Here is a 16,495-nt window from a genome sequence, read left to right as displayed (position 1 = left end):
TTTAAAATGACTAGAGTTCAAGCTCTGGTTTGACTTGTCCGCACCTGTGCTAATAACTGATCAGTGTTAGTTGCTGCTGGTTTACAACTAAGTCCCTGACAAACTAAACCAATAACTGAATCTGGCAGATGGGTATCTAATTGATAAACACTGACGGGGAAATACCCACAGATCAGGGAGGTAAGTTGGTCAGCGCCAGCGCGAATCAGAGTGCAATTGCGGTACCAATCTAAAGCAGTAAATATACTGGGACAGGATTGAGGGGATGTGTTGAGCACGCTACTAAATGCTTTCAAGGCTTGCTCTGCTCGGTCAAGGTATCGGAGATCTTCAGTAAGTAAAGCCAGACGTACTAGGTTTGCGATCGCTACCCCATTGGCAGATGGTGTGGCATTATCGGTATAACTACGCTCGTGTACTAACAGTTGATCACTAGGGTCAGTGGCAGCATTATAGTAACCACCATTATCGACACTCCACAGCAATTCATCAAACTCCTCCTGAACCTTAATAGCTTTCTCTAGCCAACTGGCCGGTGACAGGTTGGTCGGTTGCCGGTTGGTCGGTTGAAGGTTGGTCGGTTGAAGGTTGGTCGGTAGCAGGTTTGAACGTTCAACTGTTGTTTGCGTAGCGTGGCCTTTTGGCCAAGGTTGTTTAACTGGTGAAGCGTGTTCTACTGACAAACTTGCCTGATGTAAATCCAGTAGAGCTTTGATAAACAAGGCATAATCCTCAGACTGAGCCAGCACTGCCGGTTGACCATCATAGTTTAGTCGGTGGAATCGTCCTGCTACCCATTGATTGTTGAGGATGAATTGAGCAGCAACTGTTGCTAGTTGCCAATAGTCCGGTTCATGGAACACACTATAGCCTCGCCCTAGACCAGAAATCATTAAGCTATTCCAGGCAACAATCATTTTGGTGTCTGTTACTGGTGGAATTCTACCGAGCCAGTTCCGGGTTTTTGCCTCTTGATTAGTCTTGGCTGGTGGAAAGGTTTCCAGGAGATTCGGTTTGGCACCATAACGTGCTTCAAACAGTTTAGCCAAAGCAGCTTCAGTGTTCTGGGAAAACTGATCTGGGTAACGGCGCTGCAATACATTCTTGCCTTCAAAGTTGCCCTCTTTGGTCAGAGTAAATTCCTCCTCAATTGCTTTCAACTCCGATGGGGTTAGCAGTTGTTCTAGTTCTGAATAACTCCAGACATAAAACGCCCCTTCTTCAGGTTCAGTGTCTGCTGGGGTCGCGAAATTATCTGCATCTTGAGCAGCATAAAAGAAACCTTCTGGAGCGGTCATTTCGCGCTTGAGCCATTGAACTGTTCCTGCGATCGCTCGTTTAAAAGCGGCTTCCTGAATCCCTGCACTCCACAAATCTACCAAGTACTCCATAATCTGCCCATTGTCATAGAGCATTTTTTCAAAGTGGGGTACTGTCCAAGTGGGGTCAACTGTGTAGCGATGAAAACCCCCAGCGACATGATCGTAAATACCGCCCTTAGCTAAGTCTAGTCCCCGCTTTGCACAAGCCTGCTCTGGGTTATACTCCGATGCCCAATCAAAGCGAGTAACCCGTAGTGCCATACTGGCATAGGGAATCATTGGGAAACGTGGACCTGGATTAAGAGCATTAACGACACCCACACTAACTTGCCCACCGATAAAGAGCAAATCATCACCAAGCTGCTCTGATTCGGGTAGTACTGCTGCCTGTTGGAGGTATCCCAGGATGTCTTCTTTGAAAGTGTTAAGCTTGCCTTTTTCTAAATCATAGAAGCGACGAATTGATTGGAGCAACTGCAAAAACCCCGGTCGTCCGTAGCGTGGTTCCAGTGGGAAGTAGGTACCTCCATAAAAGGGTACCAAGTCATCGGGTGTCAGGAAAATATTAAGGGGCCAGCCTCCTTGACCTGTCATCATCTGCAATGCTAGCATGTAAATGCTATCAATATCCGGCCTTTCTTCCCGGTCTAGCTTAATCGGAAGAAAATTAGCATTCATATACTCGGCAATTGCCTGATTGGAAAACGCTTCGCCCTCCATCACCGTACACCAGTGGCAGCTAGAGTAACCGATAGACAGGAAAATTGGCCTATCTTGTTTTTTAGCTGTTAATAGCGCTTCTTCACACCAAGGCCACCAATCGATCGGATTTTCAGCATGCTTACGTAGATAAAGGCTTTGGGATTGGGCAAGGCGGTTAGTCATGACAGCTTCAGTAGTCGCTTCATCTTAAGTCTACCTTGGTGAGTACTTAATCATTGATGTATTTGTCGTTAGTTATTTGTCGTTATTCCTTTATGATTCACTCTTTGTTCTTAGGGTTGTTAAAAATCACCAATCACCAATGACCAATCACTATGAAACTTTGGTTTCCTCAAGAGTATTACCGAAGTAATAATGATAGTAATCATAGGCTCTGGTTGTGTAACCTTTTAAACCATTAGCAACTATACCCAATACTGTGCTATGAGCAATTCTCAATTCCGAGAGAGCTTCTTTAAACAAAACTTGGTTAGCTTTACCTAAACCTACGACCATCAATATCCCATCGGTATTAGGCTCCAGAAGTCTTGCATCCGCCAGACCAAGTAGGGGAGGGGTATCAAAAATTACCAGCTCAAACCGCTCTTTGAGATATTGAACTAAATTCTGCATCTTTGGGGAATTGAGAAGTCGGGTGGGGTCGGTGGAAATTTGACCAGCAGTTAGGACACAGAGATTTTCCTCCAGAGGCGATCGCTGAATCACATCATCAACCTTGATTTCGCTAGAAAGAACATCGCTCAGTCCCCACAAATTAGGTAAATCCATTTTTTGATGAATCTGAGGAAAGCGCAGATTAGCATCCACCAGTAAAACCTTTTGCCCCATTGCTGCTGCTGCCAGGGCTAAAAATATAGCTGTAGTGGATTTACCATCTGCTGGTTCAGCAGAACTTACCACTATAGCGCTAATGGGTTTCTCAGAATACAGACATTGGAGATTAACTTGAAGAGAGCGAAAGGCCTCTAAAACAGGAGAAATCTGGTAACTACCAGATCCCACGCCGAGTTGTGGAGCTGAGGCTTCCGGCTCAGGTATTATGCCCACACCAGTAACGGTATTGGATTTCTGGAGTTCTTTGTTAAAGGGGATTGTGCCTAATATTGGTAAGCGAGTATACTCTTTTATATCGTCGGTGCTGTTCAGTAAGTGATGTAACTTTTCTGCTAAAAACCCAGCTGTGGCACCTGCAACTATCCCTGCTACTGCACTTAGGAGCAAAGTATCAGGCAAATTGGGGGATATTGGTTTTTGAGGTTGTTGCGGCTCGACAATTGTCTGCCAAGGGATGCTGGTTTTAGCTGACTCAAGTTCCAAAGTTTCCCGAACTGACTCAAAGCGGTTGAGGCTTTCTGTTGCTACCTCAATCTTCTGCTTGAGTTCTGTATATCGATTGGCAATCACAGCTAGTTGTTTGAGTTGTTCACTCATCAGACTTTCCCCTTTAGTGATGGCGGCCTGGCGCATCTCTAAAACCTTGATTTGGTTCGCCGTCTCTACTAGCTGCTGAATCAAATTGAGGCGAAGTGTACTTGAAGAAGCCGATTGAGGATTGCCACCAAACTCCTGAATACGGCTAGTCATCACCCTTTCTGCTTCCTGACTTAACAGGGGGAGTAAATTTTGCTGTTGTTGCCTTAATCCGTCAAAGGTAGATTGGTTTTCCTTGAATTGTGCCAAATCCAACACCATCTGACTTTCTAGGTTAGAAAGTTGGCTGAGCAATTGTTGATAACGGGGTGTTTCTATAAGCTTAGCTACTGCTTCCGCTTGCTGTGACGATAGCCCCAACTGACCTTTGAGTTTCCCATACAGTATAATCGTTTCTCGGAGCTGAGTTTGGGTAGCTTTTCTGTGTTCGACAATAGCATTGACCCGATTTGTCAACAGTTGACCCTGAAGTTGTGGATTAATCAGGTTGTACTTCTGCTGGAGTTGCTGGAGTTGTAGCTGGAGCTGATTAATTTGCCCTTGTATTTTAGGCTGCTGATTCGAGACAAATTGAATGCCTTGTCTGATGCTAGCCTGTTGTTGTTGCTTAGAGTACTCGATGTATCCGAGAGCAACCTTTTCCAAAACAAATTGAATTCTTTCCGGGTCTGAATCTTGGTAGGCAACTTCTAAAATTTTGGTTTCTCGCAGTCGGGATACCATGATTCCTTCCCGGAGAGTATGATAGTTTATTTCTGGATATTGGGTTTGAATTTGCTCCACAATCTCAGACATAACCTGAGGAGAGCTTAATAGCTGAATTTGAGTGTCATAGTCGAAACTTGTAGTTGGAGCAGCAATGCTATTTACCCCGGGTTTGCCCTGCAACTCCAACGGGTCTTCACCAGAGCTGGGTTCGAGTAACAGCTGGAATTTGCCTTCATAGATCGGAACTGCACTTAAGGTTTTGGCAATAATTCCCGATGTCACAGTAAGGGCCACCCCTGCCATCAGGACAGCTCGACGACGAGCAGCAGCTAATATACGACGCAGATCGAGTTTGCTGGCTTCCAACTCATAGGCTCCCCCCGTTAGTTGTGGAGAAGATCGATACTGCTGTTGACCACTATGGTTAGATAGGGACGGCTTATAAGCTCCTTGGGAACCCATAATTCAAGTTCTTCTTGGTACTTGGGGATTGGGAATTGGAGATTGGATAACTGGTAGGATGCATAAACCCTAGTTACATGATAGTTACAGCAACAGAGGCAATGATGAACGCGGTTGATTGTGATCAGTATCGATTAGCCCGAAGGGCTACGCTACGCGAACAGCAATAACCTTTAATTTTCCTTGCTTGAAGGTGAAAACAAGAAAGTTCATGTAATATCATTCCTCAGCAAGAGGCGATCGCCAACAAAATAGAGGATATCCAATTTACCAAACTTTCCCAATTTACAGATACAAGAGTTATGCCACCCATCAGGATGAATAGGATTAACGAAAAAGGCAAAAGGAATAGTAGCGTCCTAACTTTATCCTTTAACCTTTGAGATCTATCCTGATTGCCAGGGAATGAATGTGCCCAATAGATTTCAGGCACTAGTTGTTGCCAAATTCTCGGATTTTGCTTCCAGCAAGCTCTTATAGAGCTGACTCAGCTGATGGGCAACACCATTCCAGCTAAACATATGTTCTACCCTTGCTCTTGCCCCTAAACCAAGTTGATTTTTCCAGTCGTGATCCGAGAGAATCCGGTCGATAGCAGCCGCAAAAGCACTAGCATCTTTGGGTGGTGCCAGTAAGCCAGTTTCTTCAGATACAACGGTAAACTGAAGACCACCGACATCACTAGCTACTACAGGGGTGCCACTAGCCATGGCTTCGATGGCAACTAAACCAAAAGGTTCGTAGTGACTTGGTACTATGCAAACATCAGCTGCAGCATAATAAGCTGGCAGTAGTTCATCAGCAATGCGTCCAGGAAATGTAGTGATAGTTTGCAGTTCCAATTCAGCTACAATCCCTTCAATGCGATCGCGTTCCATACCATCTTTCTCTCCGGGACGAGAACCACCACCAATAATCAGCTTTAAGTTAGCATCACCCCGTAACTGGGAGCAACCAACAGCTCGAACTAGGGTTTCAATGCCCTTGCGTTCGTCAAACCTTCCCAGGTAAAAGATGATTTTGTTTTCAGGGCTTTGCCCAAGTTTTTGCCGTGCTTCTAAGCGGTTAATCTTGCCAAATCTGTCAATGTCGGTGCCACAGGGAATAATATCAATGTCGCCCTTACTTGAAACTAGCGTACGCATGTGTTCTTCTTCTTGGGGAGATGTAGCAACAATGCGTTCTGATGTTTCTAGCACTGCTTTTTCTATCTCCAAGCGAGTAGCAGCAATCTTCGGAATTGTTTCTACTGACTCGTATTTAACTGCGCCTAGGGAGTGATAGGTGTGAACTTGAATGAGCGATGCAGCGCGGTCTTGGGGAGGCAGCGCGGTCTTGGGGGTTCCCCCCATGAGCGACTGCCGTTGGTTTCCCCCACTCGCTATTGCATCAAGAAGGGATTGACGCTTCTTCCACTCCATACCTACCCAAGCTGAAAGCCAGTAGTTTGTATGTACTATTGAGTAGTCAATGCCTGATTGCTCCTGAAACTCAAGCAATTGGCTTAAAAACTCACCACAGTATTCAAAAATCTCCTGCCGTGGCACAAATGCTTTTGGACCAGCAGTTAGGCGAATAGTGCGACAACCTGGAGTATGTTCAACAATTGTGGCTTGATTGGAACTGGAGAGGCGAGTAAACATATCGACCTGCCACCCTTGCTTAGCAAGAGCTTCACCCACTTGGCGCACATACACATTCTGTCCTCCAGCTTCTTCCTTACCGATTTCTATCGCTGGATCTCCGTGAACGGAGATCAGAGCAATGTGCTGTGTATTTTTCGTATTCATAGGCTTTTTTGATGTTGGAGCTTACAGAAGGTTTTCAGGTATGGGGAGTCTGACCTCTATCCGGCTAAACCCTCAGCGTCGAGCTTTTACACACTCACTTAACAAATTTTAACCTCTCAGGTGTGCTTAACACATCAGTGAACAGAAGTAAATTTTTAACAATTTATTTATATAAATTATAACTTAAGTGGGGACATTATATGGTATACTTTCAGATTCAAGATGCTTCTGGGCTTTCACCCACGTATTAGGCTGAATCTCCCTCACTTAAAAATAGTAGATCTCTCAGCGATGCAGGGCGGTCTTGGGGAGGCAGAGGTGCGACCCGTGGCGAATTTAATTACGGGTCAAACGCACCATTACGGTCTTGGGGGTTCCCCCCACTCGCGCTTTGCCGTGGTTTCCCCCACTCGCGCTTTGCATCAAGACAGAGATTGGGAGAGTCCGAGAGTCATCATAAATTTTCGTATTGCATTTTCCTATTGCAGTGGTGTGAGCGATCGCTCATGGTTTCTAATCAGAAAATTTACATTACTAGCAGTTGACAACCTCAAAAATGTGCTATTATGGATTGACACCACCTTGGAGAGGTGGCTGAGTGGTCGAAAGCGGCAGATTGCTAATCTGTTGATAGGTTCAGGCCTATCCGAGGGTTCGAATCCCTCCCTCTCCGTTGAGTATCATCAACTAACTTGCAAAAATCTACTTTTGGCAAAAATCCAACTTTCCTTGCTTGGGGAAGCAGTCTACCTAGATCCTTGTAAAAAAGGAGGGATAAGATGGGTCATTACTGAATCTTATCCCTCCTTTGCTTATATAGCAGTCGCCAGGGCAGTTAGGACATCGACATTAGTCTCACACCCTTTGTAAGCGATGCAGAGGTGCGACCCGTGGCGAATTTAATTCGCCAAGGTCAAGCGCACCATTACGGTCTTGGGGGTTTCCCCCACTCGCGCTTTGCATCAAGAAGCGCAAGAGTTTGACTTCTGACTTCTGACTTCTGACTTCTGACTTCTGACTTCTGACTTCTGACTTCTGACTTCTGACTTCTGACTTCTGACTTCTGACTTCTGCTATATTTGTCCCTTTTCTACTTGCCAAAGTTAGAGAAGCTATAACCAATGCCAAAGGAAATTCCGAGATCTGCGGCACCATCAACAAAAATTCCAGTAGTTAAGGCAGCATTGGCCACAAAATTGGGTCCAAATGGCCAATCAACACCACCAGTAACGATTAAACCCACATTGTTGTCATCACCTGTAGAAAAAGCCAAACCACCACCAGCGAAAGCTGAGTAAGTAGGCGGCTCAAACGGTTCATCCTGGAAAATAAAGTTGTAAGTAGCTGGGATCACAAAGGTAGCATCATCATTGATTAGTATGCTAGGACGAACTGATAAGGTGGGGGATAAATCATATTTGCCGTTAATCATAAAGCCACCTCGACCAATATTGGTGCCATCATCAGTAAAACCGATATGACCGCCAATTCCAACATAGTTTCCAACCCCAAGGCTGTTGCCAGTAGGATCAATATTTCTCTGAGCTACAGGGGTGCCTACTTCATAGGAGATGGCTGGTGAGGTGTCAGAGGTGGCTTGATCTAGTTGTATTTTTAGAGCTGCCACAGATGTAGCTAAAGTCCCTGGTCTCGGTGGAGCTACCACAGGATTATTAAACTCTTGAGAAGGTGTTTGGTATTCCTCAGTGATCGGTTCTAGCTCTTGTTTGGGGGGATCAGCAGGATACTCCTGGATAGTTTCTAAATTGGCTAATGGTACCTGCTTCTGTCTGACTGTATAGTCAGCAATTGGTGCAACTGAGCCATTGAATTGGGAGCGGTTGACTAATTCACTAGGAGACCCTACCGACTTACTGGCACGAACCGCTGCTCCTATCCTGTCCAATTGCCCTAAACGGGAATTAGCTCGATGGTCAGTGATAGTGTTGAGATTCCCTGATGGCAGACTAGTTGGTCTGAATATATTTTTAGGAGTTTGTGTAGTTTCCGGATTAAATCGATTAGGGTCAACTGTGATGGTGGAAGTTGCTGCTAATTGCTCAGGTCTGACGGCTGCTGCTGTCTGGGTAAATTGCTTTACCGATGAATTATAGCGAGGTGTTTCAGCAGTAGCAGACAGCTGGTAACTGACCATCGTCAATACTGCCATACTCAGTTGGATCGAAAGGGTCTTAGGAAAATTACTCTTCACACTCACTCCTCAAAAACTACTTGGTGACTGGTTAGGGGTAACAAACTTAGCAGTTAGCCAAAAGCTAAAAGTTATAGTTCTTGGTCAGTAACTTGTAGCTGCTAGTCACATCAGATCAGGTCAGGTACTCAAAAATTTGAACCCTATCCTAGGATAGTCTACTCATCCCTTGAACTTTACCAGATACAAAGAGCAGAATAACCTCATTTTGGCTTTTAGTTTTGCCCTGCGTAAACATCACTAACACAGGACTTAGGCATCTACACCTGTAAAACCTCTGCAATTCTCTATTTCCGGTTGCCCGATCGGAAATTACCGATTGGCGTTGGCCCCTGATTTTTCCTCTGAGTGGGGTAAGTCCACTTGCCAGCTCCTGAGGCGCTCGATCAGAGTAATTTGATCATGAGGTAGTTAGGGAAAGGTGGCTCTTGGGGCAACGGTTGATTTCGCTGCTTAATCTTCCTAGTTGTTTATCCTTCTAGAAAAGGACCATAATCTGAGTGTGAGTTCCCGCTTCCTATACTATGGTTTTGCTTGAGCAATTACGAGCCAATGATTTGGAATACTACTGTCTTGCTAATCTCAACCTCTATGATTCGCCCAACTGTAAGCGTTTAACAACACAAGCAGCTACGGGAAGGCACTTGTGGGTCAAGTCTGTCCCACCTGTCGGTAATGCCTTAGAAGTATGTCTGTGCGAAGATAACTATTCTGGTTGGTTGCCTGTGTCGGATTTGGCTCTACTGGACATAGCTAACACTCCTTATCGCCCCATTTCTCTGTCTCCAGCTCAAATCCAAGCACGAATAAAAGCGGTGATTGGGTTTACTAAAGCAGCAATGCACCAAAATCCCTACTACCTTTGGGGGGGTACAGTAGCTCCCAACTATGACTGTTCAGGGTTGATGCAAGCAGCGTTTGCAGCATCGGGGATTTGGTTACCCAGAGATTCCTATCAGCAAGCAGCTTTCACCCAAACCATTAGAATGGAGGAATTACAACCAGGAGATTTGGTCTTTTTCGCTACCGCCCAAAAAGTGAACCATGTAGGATTGTATCTAGGTGATGGTGATTACATTCATAGTTCGGGTATTGATCATGGTCGTAATGGGATTGCAATTGACCAGCTTTCAGAACAAGGGGATGAGATAACAAAGTATTATTACCGACAGCGCTACGGAGCTGGGCGAGTTGTGGCAAGTTATCAGCCCTAGTCACCTAGCCCAATTATCTAGCCCAATTATCTAGCACAGTTATCTAGGACGGTACTGCTCGAAGAGAACATGCCAATCAGGCTTACTGTAAAGCTCTCAGCAGGGCTTCAGGGCAAAAGACTAAAAAATATTACCACAAAATGTCCTCAAAATTTCCTTTCCTTAGAGAAATCTTCTGAGCTTTCTAAAATACTCCTGCTGATGATCTTGTGATTATACTGATTATTGAGGGAAGACTGTGGGTAGATGTATCCCTAGCTTATCTGTAGAATTTCTGACGGATCGAGCCCAGCAATGAACACCACTCAGTCTCACATAAAAAGTACTGAAACAATGGCAGAGGCAGAGTCCGCCCTAAAGATCTTGTTTTCTTTATCACTTGATCTATTATGCACCTTTGGTCAAAACGGATATTTTCAACAACTCAATCCGATTTGGGAAAAGGTTCTAGGTTGGACTTGCTCCCAATTGCGATCGCGACCTTGGATTGAGTGGATTTATCCAGAAGATCGGGAAGTTACTCTCAATGCCCTTCGTGATTGTGGTCAAGGAAAACTAGTCGAATACCGGAATAGAATTTACCACAAAGATGGTAGCTTGCGTTGGCTGGCTTGGAGAATTTCACAGGATGAACAGGGTCTTTTCTATGCTGTTGCTAAAGATATCACTAGCATTAAAGAGCTAAAATCTGGATTGGACGATGGTAACTCTACTGGCTCCTATGAAGGTAGTAAGGGCTGTGAAAATCTGAATCGAGATCAGCAAAACTTCAAAAATTACTTTGCTCTATTAACCGAATGGCTTTATCGCTATGAAGCGGTTAGTAAAATCAGTGGTCAGTTGCTCTACGAATGGAATACCCAGACAAATGAATTGATTTGGGGTCACAATATTGAACAAGTATTGGGTTATTACCCAGGAGAACTCACCAACACTAGGCAAGGGTGGGATGAATTAATTTATCCTGATGATTTAGAACGATACCGACACACCATAGAACGGGTGATTGTCACTAAGGAGCCTATTCATCTTGAGTATCGGATCCGTAAGAAGGATGGCACATACATCACGGTTGAGAACAAAGGACAGTTTTACCTAGATAGTTCGGGTAATCTCAATCGTGTGCTGGGGTTAATTGTTGACATCACGGAGCGCAAACAGGCAGAAGAGGCATTACGCCTGAGCGAAAAAAGATTTCGCCTAGCAGTGGATAATTTCCCCGGTACATTTATGATCTATGATGCCCAGCGGCGGCTCCAGTTTATCAATCAACAAGGCGTTAAGCTTACTGGAGTGTCTGATTCACCACTACTGGGTCACACTGACGAGGAAATCTATCCACCTGTATTTAAGGATATCTATGTGAAACTGCTACAAAAGGCTGTGGAAACCCGTACACCACAAGTCGAAGAACTTACTCTGACTTTGCCAGAGGTTGGTGAACTCACTGTCCTTGCTACCTATATTCCCCTGCTAAATGAGCAAGGAAATATTTATCAAGTTATCGGGATTATCCAAGATACTACCCAGCGCAAGCAGGCAGAGGTAGAACTACGCCAAGCCTATCAGCAATTGAGACTAAATACAGCAGCGGCTTTAGACGAGAAAGATGCCCAATTTGGAAGGGTGTTTGATGAAGCACCTATCGGAATGTCACTTTCAGATTTGGATTATCAGTTTATTCAGGTGAATCGGGCTTTTTATGAAATGCTCGAATACACCAAGTCTGAACTAATGGCTCTCAATGGTTTGGCAATTACTCATCCTGAAGACCTAGAAAAAGCCAAGCCTTATATTAAGCAGGTCATACAAGGAGAAATTGATAGTTTTAAGTTAGAAATACGTTACCTAAAAAAGAATCAAGATACCCTCTGGGGTAATTTAACCATGATGGCTATGCGAGATCAAGCAGGAGAAATCCTGTGTATTTTGAGCATGGTTGAAGACATTACAGAACGCAAGCAGGCAGAGGAGGCGGTGCGACACAGTGAAGAACGATTTCGTGCCATCATTGAAGATCAAACTGAACTGATCTGTCGGTTGAAACTTGATGGCACCCTAACGTTTGTCAATGATGCTTACTGCCGCTATTTTGGCAAAGACCGATCTGAATTAGTAGGGCAAGTATTTTTGCCAAAAATGCCTCCGGAAGACGAAGACATTGTGACCCGGAACTTCCGTTCTCTTTCTGTAGAGAATCCGATCAACACTTACGAACACCGAGTTCTTCTCGACTCTGGAGAAATTCGCTGGCAGCAGTGGAGTGATCGAGCTATGTTTGATGAACATGGCCACTTTATAGAATGCCAGGCGGTGGGAAGGGATATCACTGAACTCAAGCAAGCAGAAGCAGATATTCGTAAGGCATTGGCTAAGGAAAAAGAACTCGGTCAACTCCGCTCAGGTTTCGTTTCATTAGTTTCTCACGAGTTTCGTACGCCCCTGACTACCATTCAATCTTCTGCTCAAATGCTGCAACGCTATGAGCAAAAATTGTCCGCTGAGAAAAAACTGAAGCACCATGATAAAATCCAGCATGCTGTGCTCCGGATGACTCAACTTTTGGATGATGTTCTAACCATTGGGAAAGCCGATGCCGGGAAACTCAAGTTTGAGCCAGAACCCATGGATTTAGTTGCTTTGTGTCAGGACATACTCGAAAATATCAAAATTAACCTGGGTTTTAACCATAACCTGATATTCCTTAGTCATGGTAGTTGCCAAGATGTCCTAATCGATGAAAGACTTTTGAGTCATGTCGTTAACAATTTGCTCTTAAATGCCATTAAGTATTCTCCAGAAGGAGGTACTATCAAATTTGAACTCAATTGCAATTCTTCGACCGCAGTAATCCAGGTCCAAGATCAGGGGATCGGTATTCCTAAAAAAGACCAATATCAACTATTTGAGTCCTTTGAAAGAGCAAGTAATGTTGGCAGCATCCCTGGGACTGGACTGGGTTTAGCAATTGTCAAAAAATGTTTAGACTTGCACGAGGGTACAATTGCTGTAAACAGTGAAGTTGGGGTGGGAACTACATTTACGGTTACCCTACCGCTGCACTTTGCTACGAACCCAAATAATTAATAATATCAAATCCGGTTAATCACTTCTACAATAGTTGATCGGCTTTAGTTAATTGTTAATTATTGATAATGAATACATAATTAAAGTCTTCTGTATTCCTAATTCTCAGTTCGGTTGACAATCAACGCTCAACAATGACCCCTCAGCTTTCTATCAAATTCTTGCAAGTTCAGGAAACTAGCAAGTCTACTGGTTCCACTCCCAGTTATCGCCTTGACAGCTATATTGCCCAACAAACACCTGACTTGTCTCGCTCTCGTATCCAGAAGCTGATTGAACAAGGCAACGTGCAAGTGAATGATCACGTGTGTATCTCAAAAAAAGCTAAAGTTCAGCTAGGCGATCGGATCTCCTTAACCATTCCTGACCCCAAACCCCTGGAATTACAACCGGAAGTCATCCCCTTAGACATTCTTTATGAAGATGACGTTCTGATTATTATCAATAAACCTGCTGGTTTGGTAGTTCATCCCGCACCTGGCCATGAAAGTGGTACTCTTGTCAATGCCCTTTTAGCCCACTGCCCTAAACTTACAGGTATTGGTGGTGTTCAGCGTCCAGGGATTGTCCACCGCTTGGATAAGGATACAACTGGTGCAATTGCGATCGCAAAAACTGACCAGGCTCATGGACATCTACAAGCCCAACTCCAAGCCAAAACTGCTCAAAGACAATATTTAGGTGTAGTCTACGGTGCTCCGTCTGCTGAGTCTGGCACCATTAACCAACCGATTGGACGGCATCCTGTAGACCGCAAGAAAATGGCTGTCGTGCCAGTAGAAAAAGGGGGACGCCCAGCTATTACCCATTGGCAAGTCCGAGAACGACTGGGCAACTATACCCTCATGCATTTCCAATTAGAAACTGGTCGCACCCACCAAATTCGTGTCCACAGTAGCTATATTGGTCATCCCATTGTTGGAGATACCGTTTACAGCAGTGCTCGTTCTGTCGGTGTTAATCTACCGGGTCAAGCACTTCACGCTTGGCGACTACAACTACAGCATCCCGTTTCTGGGGAGTGGATTGAGTTTGTTGCCCCTCCCCCCCTAGCCTTGATCAAACTCTTAGACGTGCTACGACTTCGCTTCAGCTAGTTCCTTTTGCGGAGATTCCTGAGCCCGATATGGCACTAAGGATTCGTAATCGATGTTTATAGCTGATATTCGTGGGATAGTGTTGCCTTGGGGAGACAGTTCCCGTGCCATGCCCATATACAGAGACGGATCCCCTAACTTGGCCTTCTTGTCTTGTGGGACGTAACTGCGCACCTGGGTCTGCCAAATGATTTGTGGGAAGCCCAGTACTGCACGGTAGTATTCGTTGTAACGTGGAGATTTGATGTTGAATGGTGTTTCACCCTGAGGCCGACCGGGAATCACTCGACGCCGTTGATAGGGGACGGTGTTGTACCCAAAATTCTCCATGTACTCTTCGCTGTCGAGCAGTTGATCGACGAAGCCTTGGATACCCTTTGTGGCAATTATAACTGCCCAGGCTAATTTTTCCCTTTCGCCATAGATATCACGTCCAAGCACCCGCTGCACGCACTGCTCTACAACCCGATAGTTGCTGTTTTTGTCATAGAAGCTGGTCTTGAAGGTTTCAGAAAGCAACAACCCACGAATGAAGTCCCGCACTGTGATCTGACCGAAGCGGAGTTGAGACTCCAGGAACGGTTCACGATCCGAAGCAAAGGCATGGAAGAAGATCTGACGGTATCCTGCCTCGATTAGGGCATCCATGTCCCCGGGGGAGAGCAAGTTTTCAGTGGAATAAATTCTGGGTTGCTCTTCTCCTGGTATCTCATACCCATCTATGCGCGCATTCTGCGTCACAGGGGCGTAGCCTAGTAAAGGAATAGCCACGTTTTTATCTCCGTATTCTTAGAAAATCTTACAAACCTTAATCAAATATATAATGAATCCTGTGTCAGTCTATAAAAAAATTATATTTTAATCGATATTTTAATCCCTAAAGCGACTAGTGATAGCCGGGACAGCCGTCAATAGCCAATAGTCATCGGTTCATCAACTAAGGGTACTCTTTTGGGATTACTCTGAGTATCCCTTTTTAAGTTAATCGCCTCAATCACGAATAGGTTATTAATTTTGATTAATTAAAACGTTAATCAAAGCAATAATTTTTAATATTTATTAGGATAGCCCAAAAGAATTAGACAATAGCCTCCTTAGGCTCTGGCTTAACCTTCGCCTATCGCTCCTACCCTCCATACCCCATCCAAAAAGACAGTGGATTAGTCTTGGATGGACACTCTGGCCAATCCCGTAGGTAAGTTTCGAGATCTAACTGCCAGCGTGGCGGTTTTAATCCCAGACCCAAACAGAGATGGGAAATGACATCAAAAAAACGCTGATCGTGACCAGGGGAACCTAAATGAGCATGGGCATATTCATGGATGACAATACTCAACCAATCAGACCGTGCAATGCGTCCGACATCAATTAATATCACCGCCGGAGTGGCTAAGATGTTGCAAAAGCCATCAATACCAAACTTTTCCCCTAAAGGGGTTGCCAAAATCCGCATTGGGGGAGATCCGGAATCATGATAGCAGCTATGACAGGCTTCTAGGCAAGTCTGGAGTTCACCATTAATGGCATCAATGTGATTGCCAATCCAGGTATAAATGCGATCGCGTTCTTTAACATTATCAGTGATCTCTACCATACTTGGGTCTAAAGCCAGCTGACCCACAGCATTCAGATACTGGTAGCCCCGGATTAAAGGATCATCGCTGATGGTGGAATCACCAGCCCAAGATTGAATAATACTCTTCCGGTGCCAAGACATTTTGTTGTTTTTGAGATGTCACGCCAATATTAGCCCCAGTATTAGCGCCAGCACTAGCCCCATTATCTAAATTAGAGTCAATCCGGGTTTCGATACAAAATGATGCGCTGCTAAATCCACCAAAACGTTTCACTATACTGGTACGCATCCGCCGAGATGGAGTGATAAACGAGAAACGCTCATGAGCACTCATGGTTTCATATTCCGTAATCAGCACTAGCCCATCTTGAGCATCCATTTTATAAAGACCAGCTACTGGCATGGTTTCAGCGTAACCTTTTTCCCGCAATAACTTACCTTTTCTAGGAGAGTCGGCATCTGGAACCACCACCATCACCGTCGAGTCTTTGTGACCGTCATCACTCTGATCCCAAGCCATTGTGCCCTGCCAACTGACCAAAGCTCCACCTGCTGCCAAACTCGGGTTAATCTTATGAAGCTCACACAGTTCAATGACTTGGGGATGATCAGCCTCTAAGGTAGCTACATTTATGTCCAACTCTCCCTTCTCTGCTTGTCGGAAGGCTAGGTGATGGGTCGTGCGTTGCGATCGCCAGTTGCCAGCACTGAGCTGGAAAAATTCCATGGCATCAATAATTGGATCCATATTATAGTATTTGGTTTACCGAGTTTTTACTTAAATTTTACTTAAACTTTAATTTTTGCATATTCCTGAGATTTTTCCAAACAAGCCATCGATGCCCAAGCCATCAGCTTTTCCGCTGGTACGCT

General features: G+C 44.8%; 11 protein-coding genes and 1 tRNA gene. 4 read left to right on the top strand and 8 right to left on the bottom strand.

Annotated elements, in window-relative coordinates; translation table 11 throughout:
* Window positions 1-17: 17 nt before the first annotated feature.
* The 3 genes from LYNGBM3L_RS12325 to LYNGBM3L_RS12315 form a co-directional block, all read right to left on the bottom strand.
* The gene (locus LYNGBM3L_RS12325) at window positions 18-2,207 is read right to left on the bottom strand and encodes a thioredoxin domain-containing protein (protein ID WP_008183212.1); all 2,190 of its coding nucleotides are present in this window, start codon (window positions 2,205-2,207) and stop codon (window positions 18-20) included.
* A gap of 150 nt (window positions 2,208-2,357) precedes the next feature.
* Window positions 2,358-4,646 (bottom strand): GumC family protein, encoded by a 2,289-nt coding sequence (locus tag LYNGBM3L_RS12320; protein WP_008183210.1) that lies wholly within the window; start codon window positions 4,644-4,646, stop codon window positions 2,358-2,360.
* 425 nt (window positions 4,647-5,071) lie between these two features.
* Window positions 5,072-6,436, bottom strand: coding sequence for a glycosyltransferase (locus LYNGBM3L_RS12315; RefSeq protein WP_008183208.1), 1,365 nt, complete (start codon window positions 6,434-6,436; stop codon window positions 5,072-5,074).
* 584 nt (window positions 6,437-7,020) lie between these two features.
* Here LYNGBM3L_RS12315 and LYNGBM3L_RS12310 point away from each other — a divergent pair.
* Window positions 7,021-7,109, top strand: a tRNA-Ser gene (locus LYNGBM3L_RS12310).
* 182 nt (window positions 7,110-7,291) lie between these two features.
* On the opposite strand, the gene LYNGBM3L_RS38265 is transcribed toward LYNGBM3L_RS12310, so the two are convergent.
* On the bottom strand, window positions 7,292-7,537 hold the full coding sequence (locus LYNGBM3L_RS38265; protein WP_008183206.1) for a hypothetical protein: 246 nt from the start codon (window positions 7,535-7,537) through the stop codon (window positions 7,292-7,294).
* Window positions 7,527-8,606, bottom strand: a complete 1,080-nt coding sequence (locus tag LYNGBM3L_RS33905; RefSeq protein ID WP_008183204.1) for a hypothetical protein — start codon at window positions 8,604-8,606, stop codon at window positions 7,527-7,529. The genes LYNGBM3L_RS38265 and LYNGBM3L_RS33905 overlap by 11 nt, the downstream gene beginning before the upstream one ends.
* A 566-nt stretch (window positions 8,607-9,172) precedes the next feature.
* On the opposite strand from LYNGBM3L_RS33905, the gene LYNGBM3L_RS12300 reads away from it, so the two are divergent.
* From LYNGBM3L_RS12300 to LYNGBM3L_RS12290, 3 genes are all read left to right on the top strand, one after another.
* Window positions 9,173-9,862 carry a C40 family peptidase gene (locus LYNGBM3L_RS12300; protein ID WP_008183202.1) on the top strand — a complete coding sequence of 230 codons (690 nt, stop codon included), beginning with the start codon at window positions 9,173-9,175 and terminating at the stop codon, window positions 9,860-9,862.
* Window positions 9,863-10,156: 294 nt separating this feature from the next.
* Entirely contained in the window at window positions 10,157-12,949 is a 2,793-nt protein-coding gene (locus LYNGBM3L_RS12295) for a PAS domain-containing sensor histidine kinase (protein ID WP_008183199.1), read from the top strand.
* Between the two features lie 134 nt (window positions 12,950-13,083).
* A complete protein-coding gene (locus LYNGBM3L_RS12290) occupies window positions 13,084-14,046 on the top strand; it encodes an RluA family pseudouridine synthase (protein WP_008183196.1) in 963 nt (320 codons plus the stop codon).
* Here LYNGBM3L_RS12290 and LYNGBM3L_RS12285 read toward each other — a convergent pair.
* The 3 genes from LYNGBM3L_RS12285 to LYNGBM3L_RS12275 all read right to left on the bottom strand — a co-directional run bounded on the left by LYNGBM3L_RS12285 (window position 14,026) and on the right by LYNGBM3L_RS12275 (window position 16,370).
* Window positions 14,026-14,817 carry a phycobilisome rod-core linker polypeptide gene (locus LYNGBM3L_RS12285; RefSeq protein WP_008183195.1) on the bottom strand — a complete coding sequence of 264 codons (792 nt, stop codon included), beginning with the start codon at window positions 14,815-14,817 and terminating at the stop codon, window positions 14,026-14,028. The two genes, LYNGBM3L_RS12290 and LYNGBM3L_RS12285, sit on opposite strands and share 21 nt — an antisense overlap.
* Window positions 14,818-15,172: 355 nt before the next feature.
* Window positions 15,173-15,763: a hypothetical protein gene (locus LYNGBM3L_RS12280; RefSeq protein WP_008183192.1), complete on the bottom strand. Its 591-nt coding sequence runs from the start codon at window positions 15,761-15,763 to the stop codon at window positions 15,173-15,175.
* Window positions 15,720-16,370, bottom strand: a complete 651-nt coding sequence (locus tag LYNGBM3L_RS12275) for a phycobiliprotein lyase (RefSeq protein ID WP_008183190.1) — start codon at window positions 16,368-16,370, stop codon at window positions 15,720-15,722. Before LYNGBM3L_RS12275 ends, LYNGBM3L_RS12280 begins: the two co-directional genes overlap by 44 nt.
* Between the last annotated feature and the right edge of the window lie 125 nt (window positions 16,371-16,495).

This window comes from Moorena producens 3L, from assembly GCF_000211815.1.
GTDB lineage: Bacteria > Cyanobacteriota > Cyanobacteriia > Cyanobacteriales > Coleofasciculaceae > Moorena > Moorena producens.
Note: the sequence above shows the minus strand (reverse complement) of the source record. Positions and strands in the feature narration are given on the sequence as shown.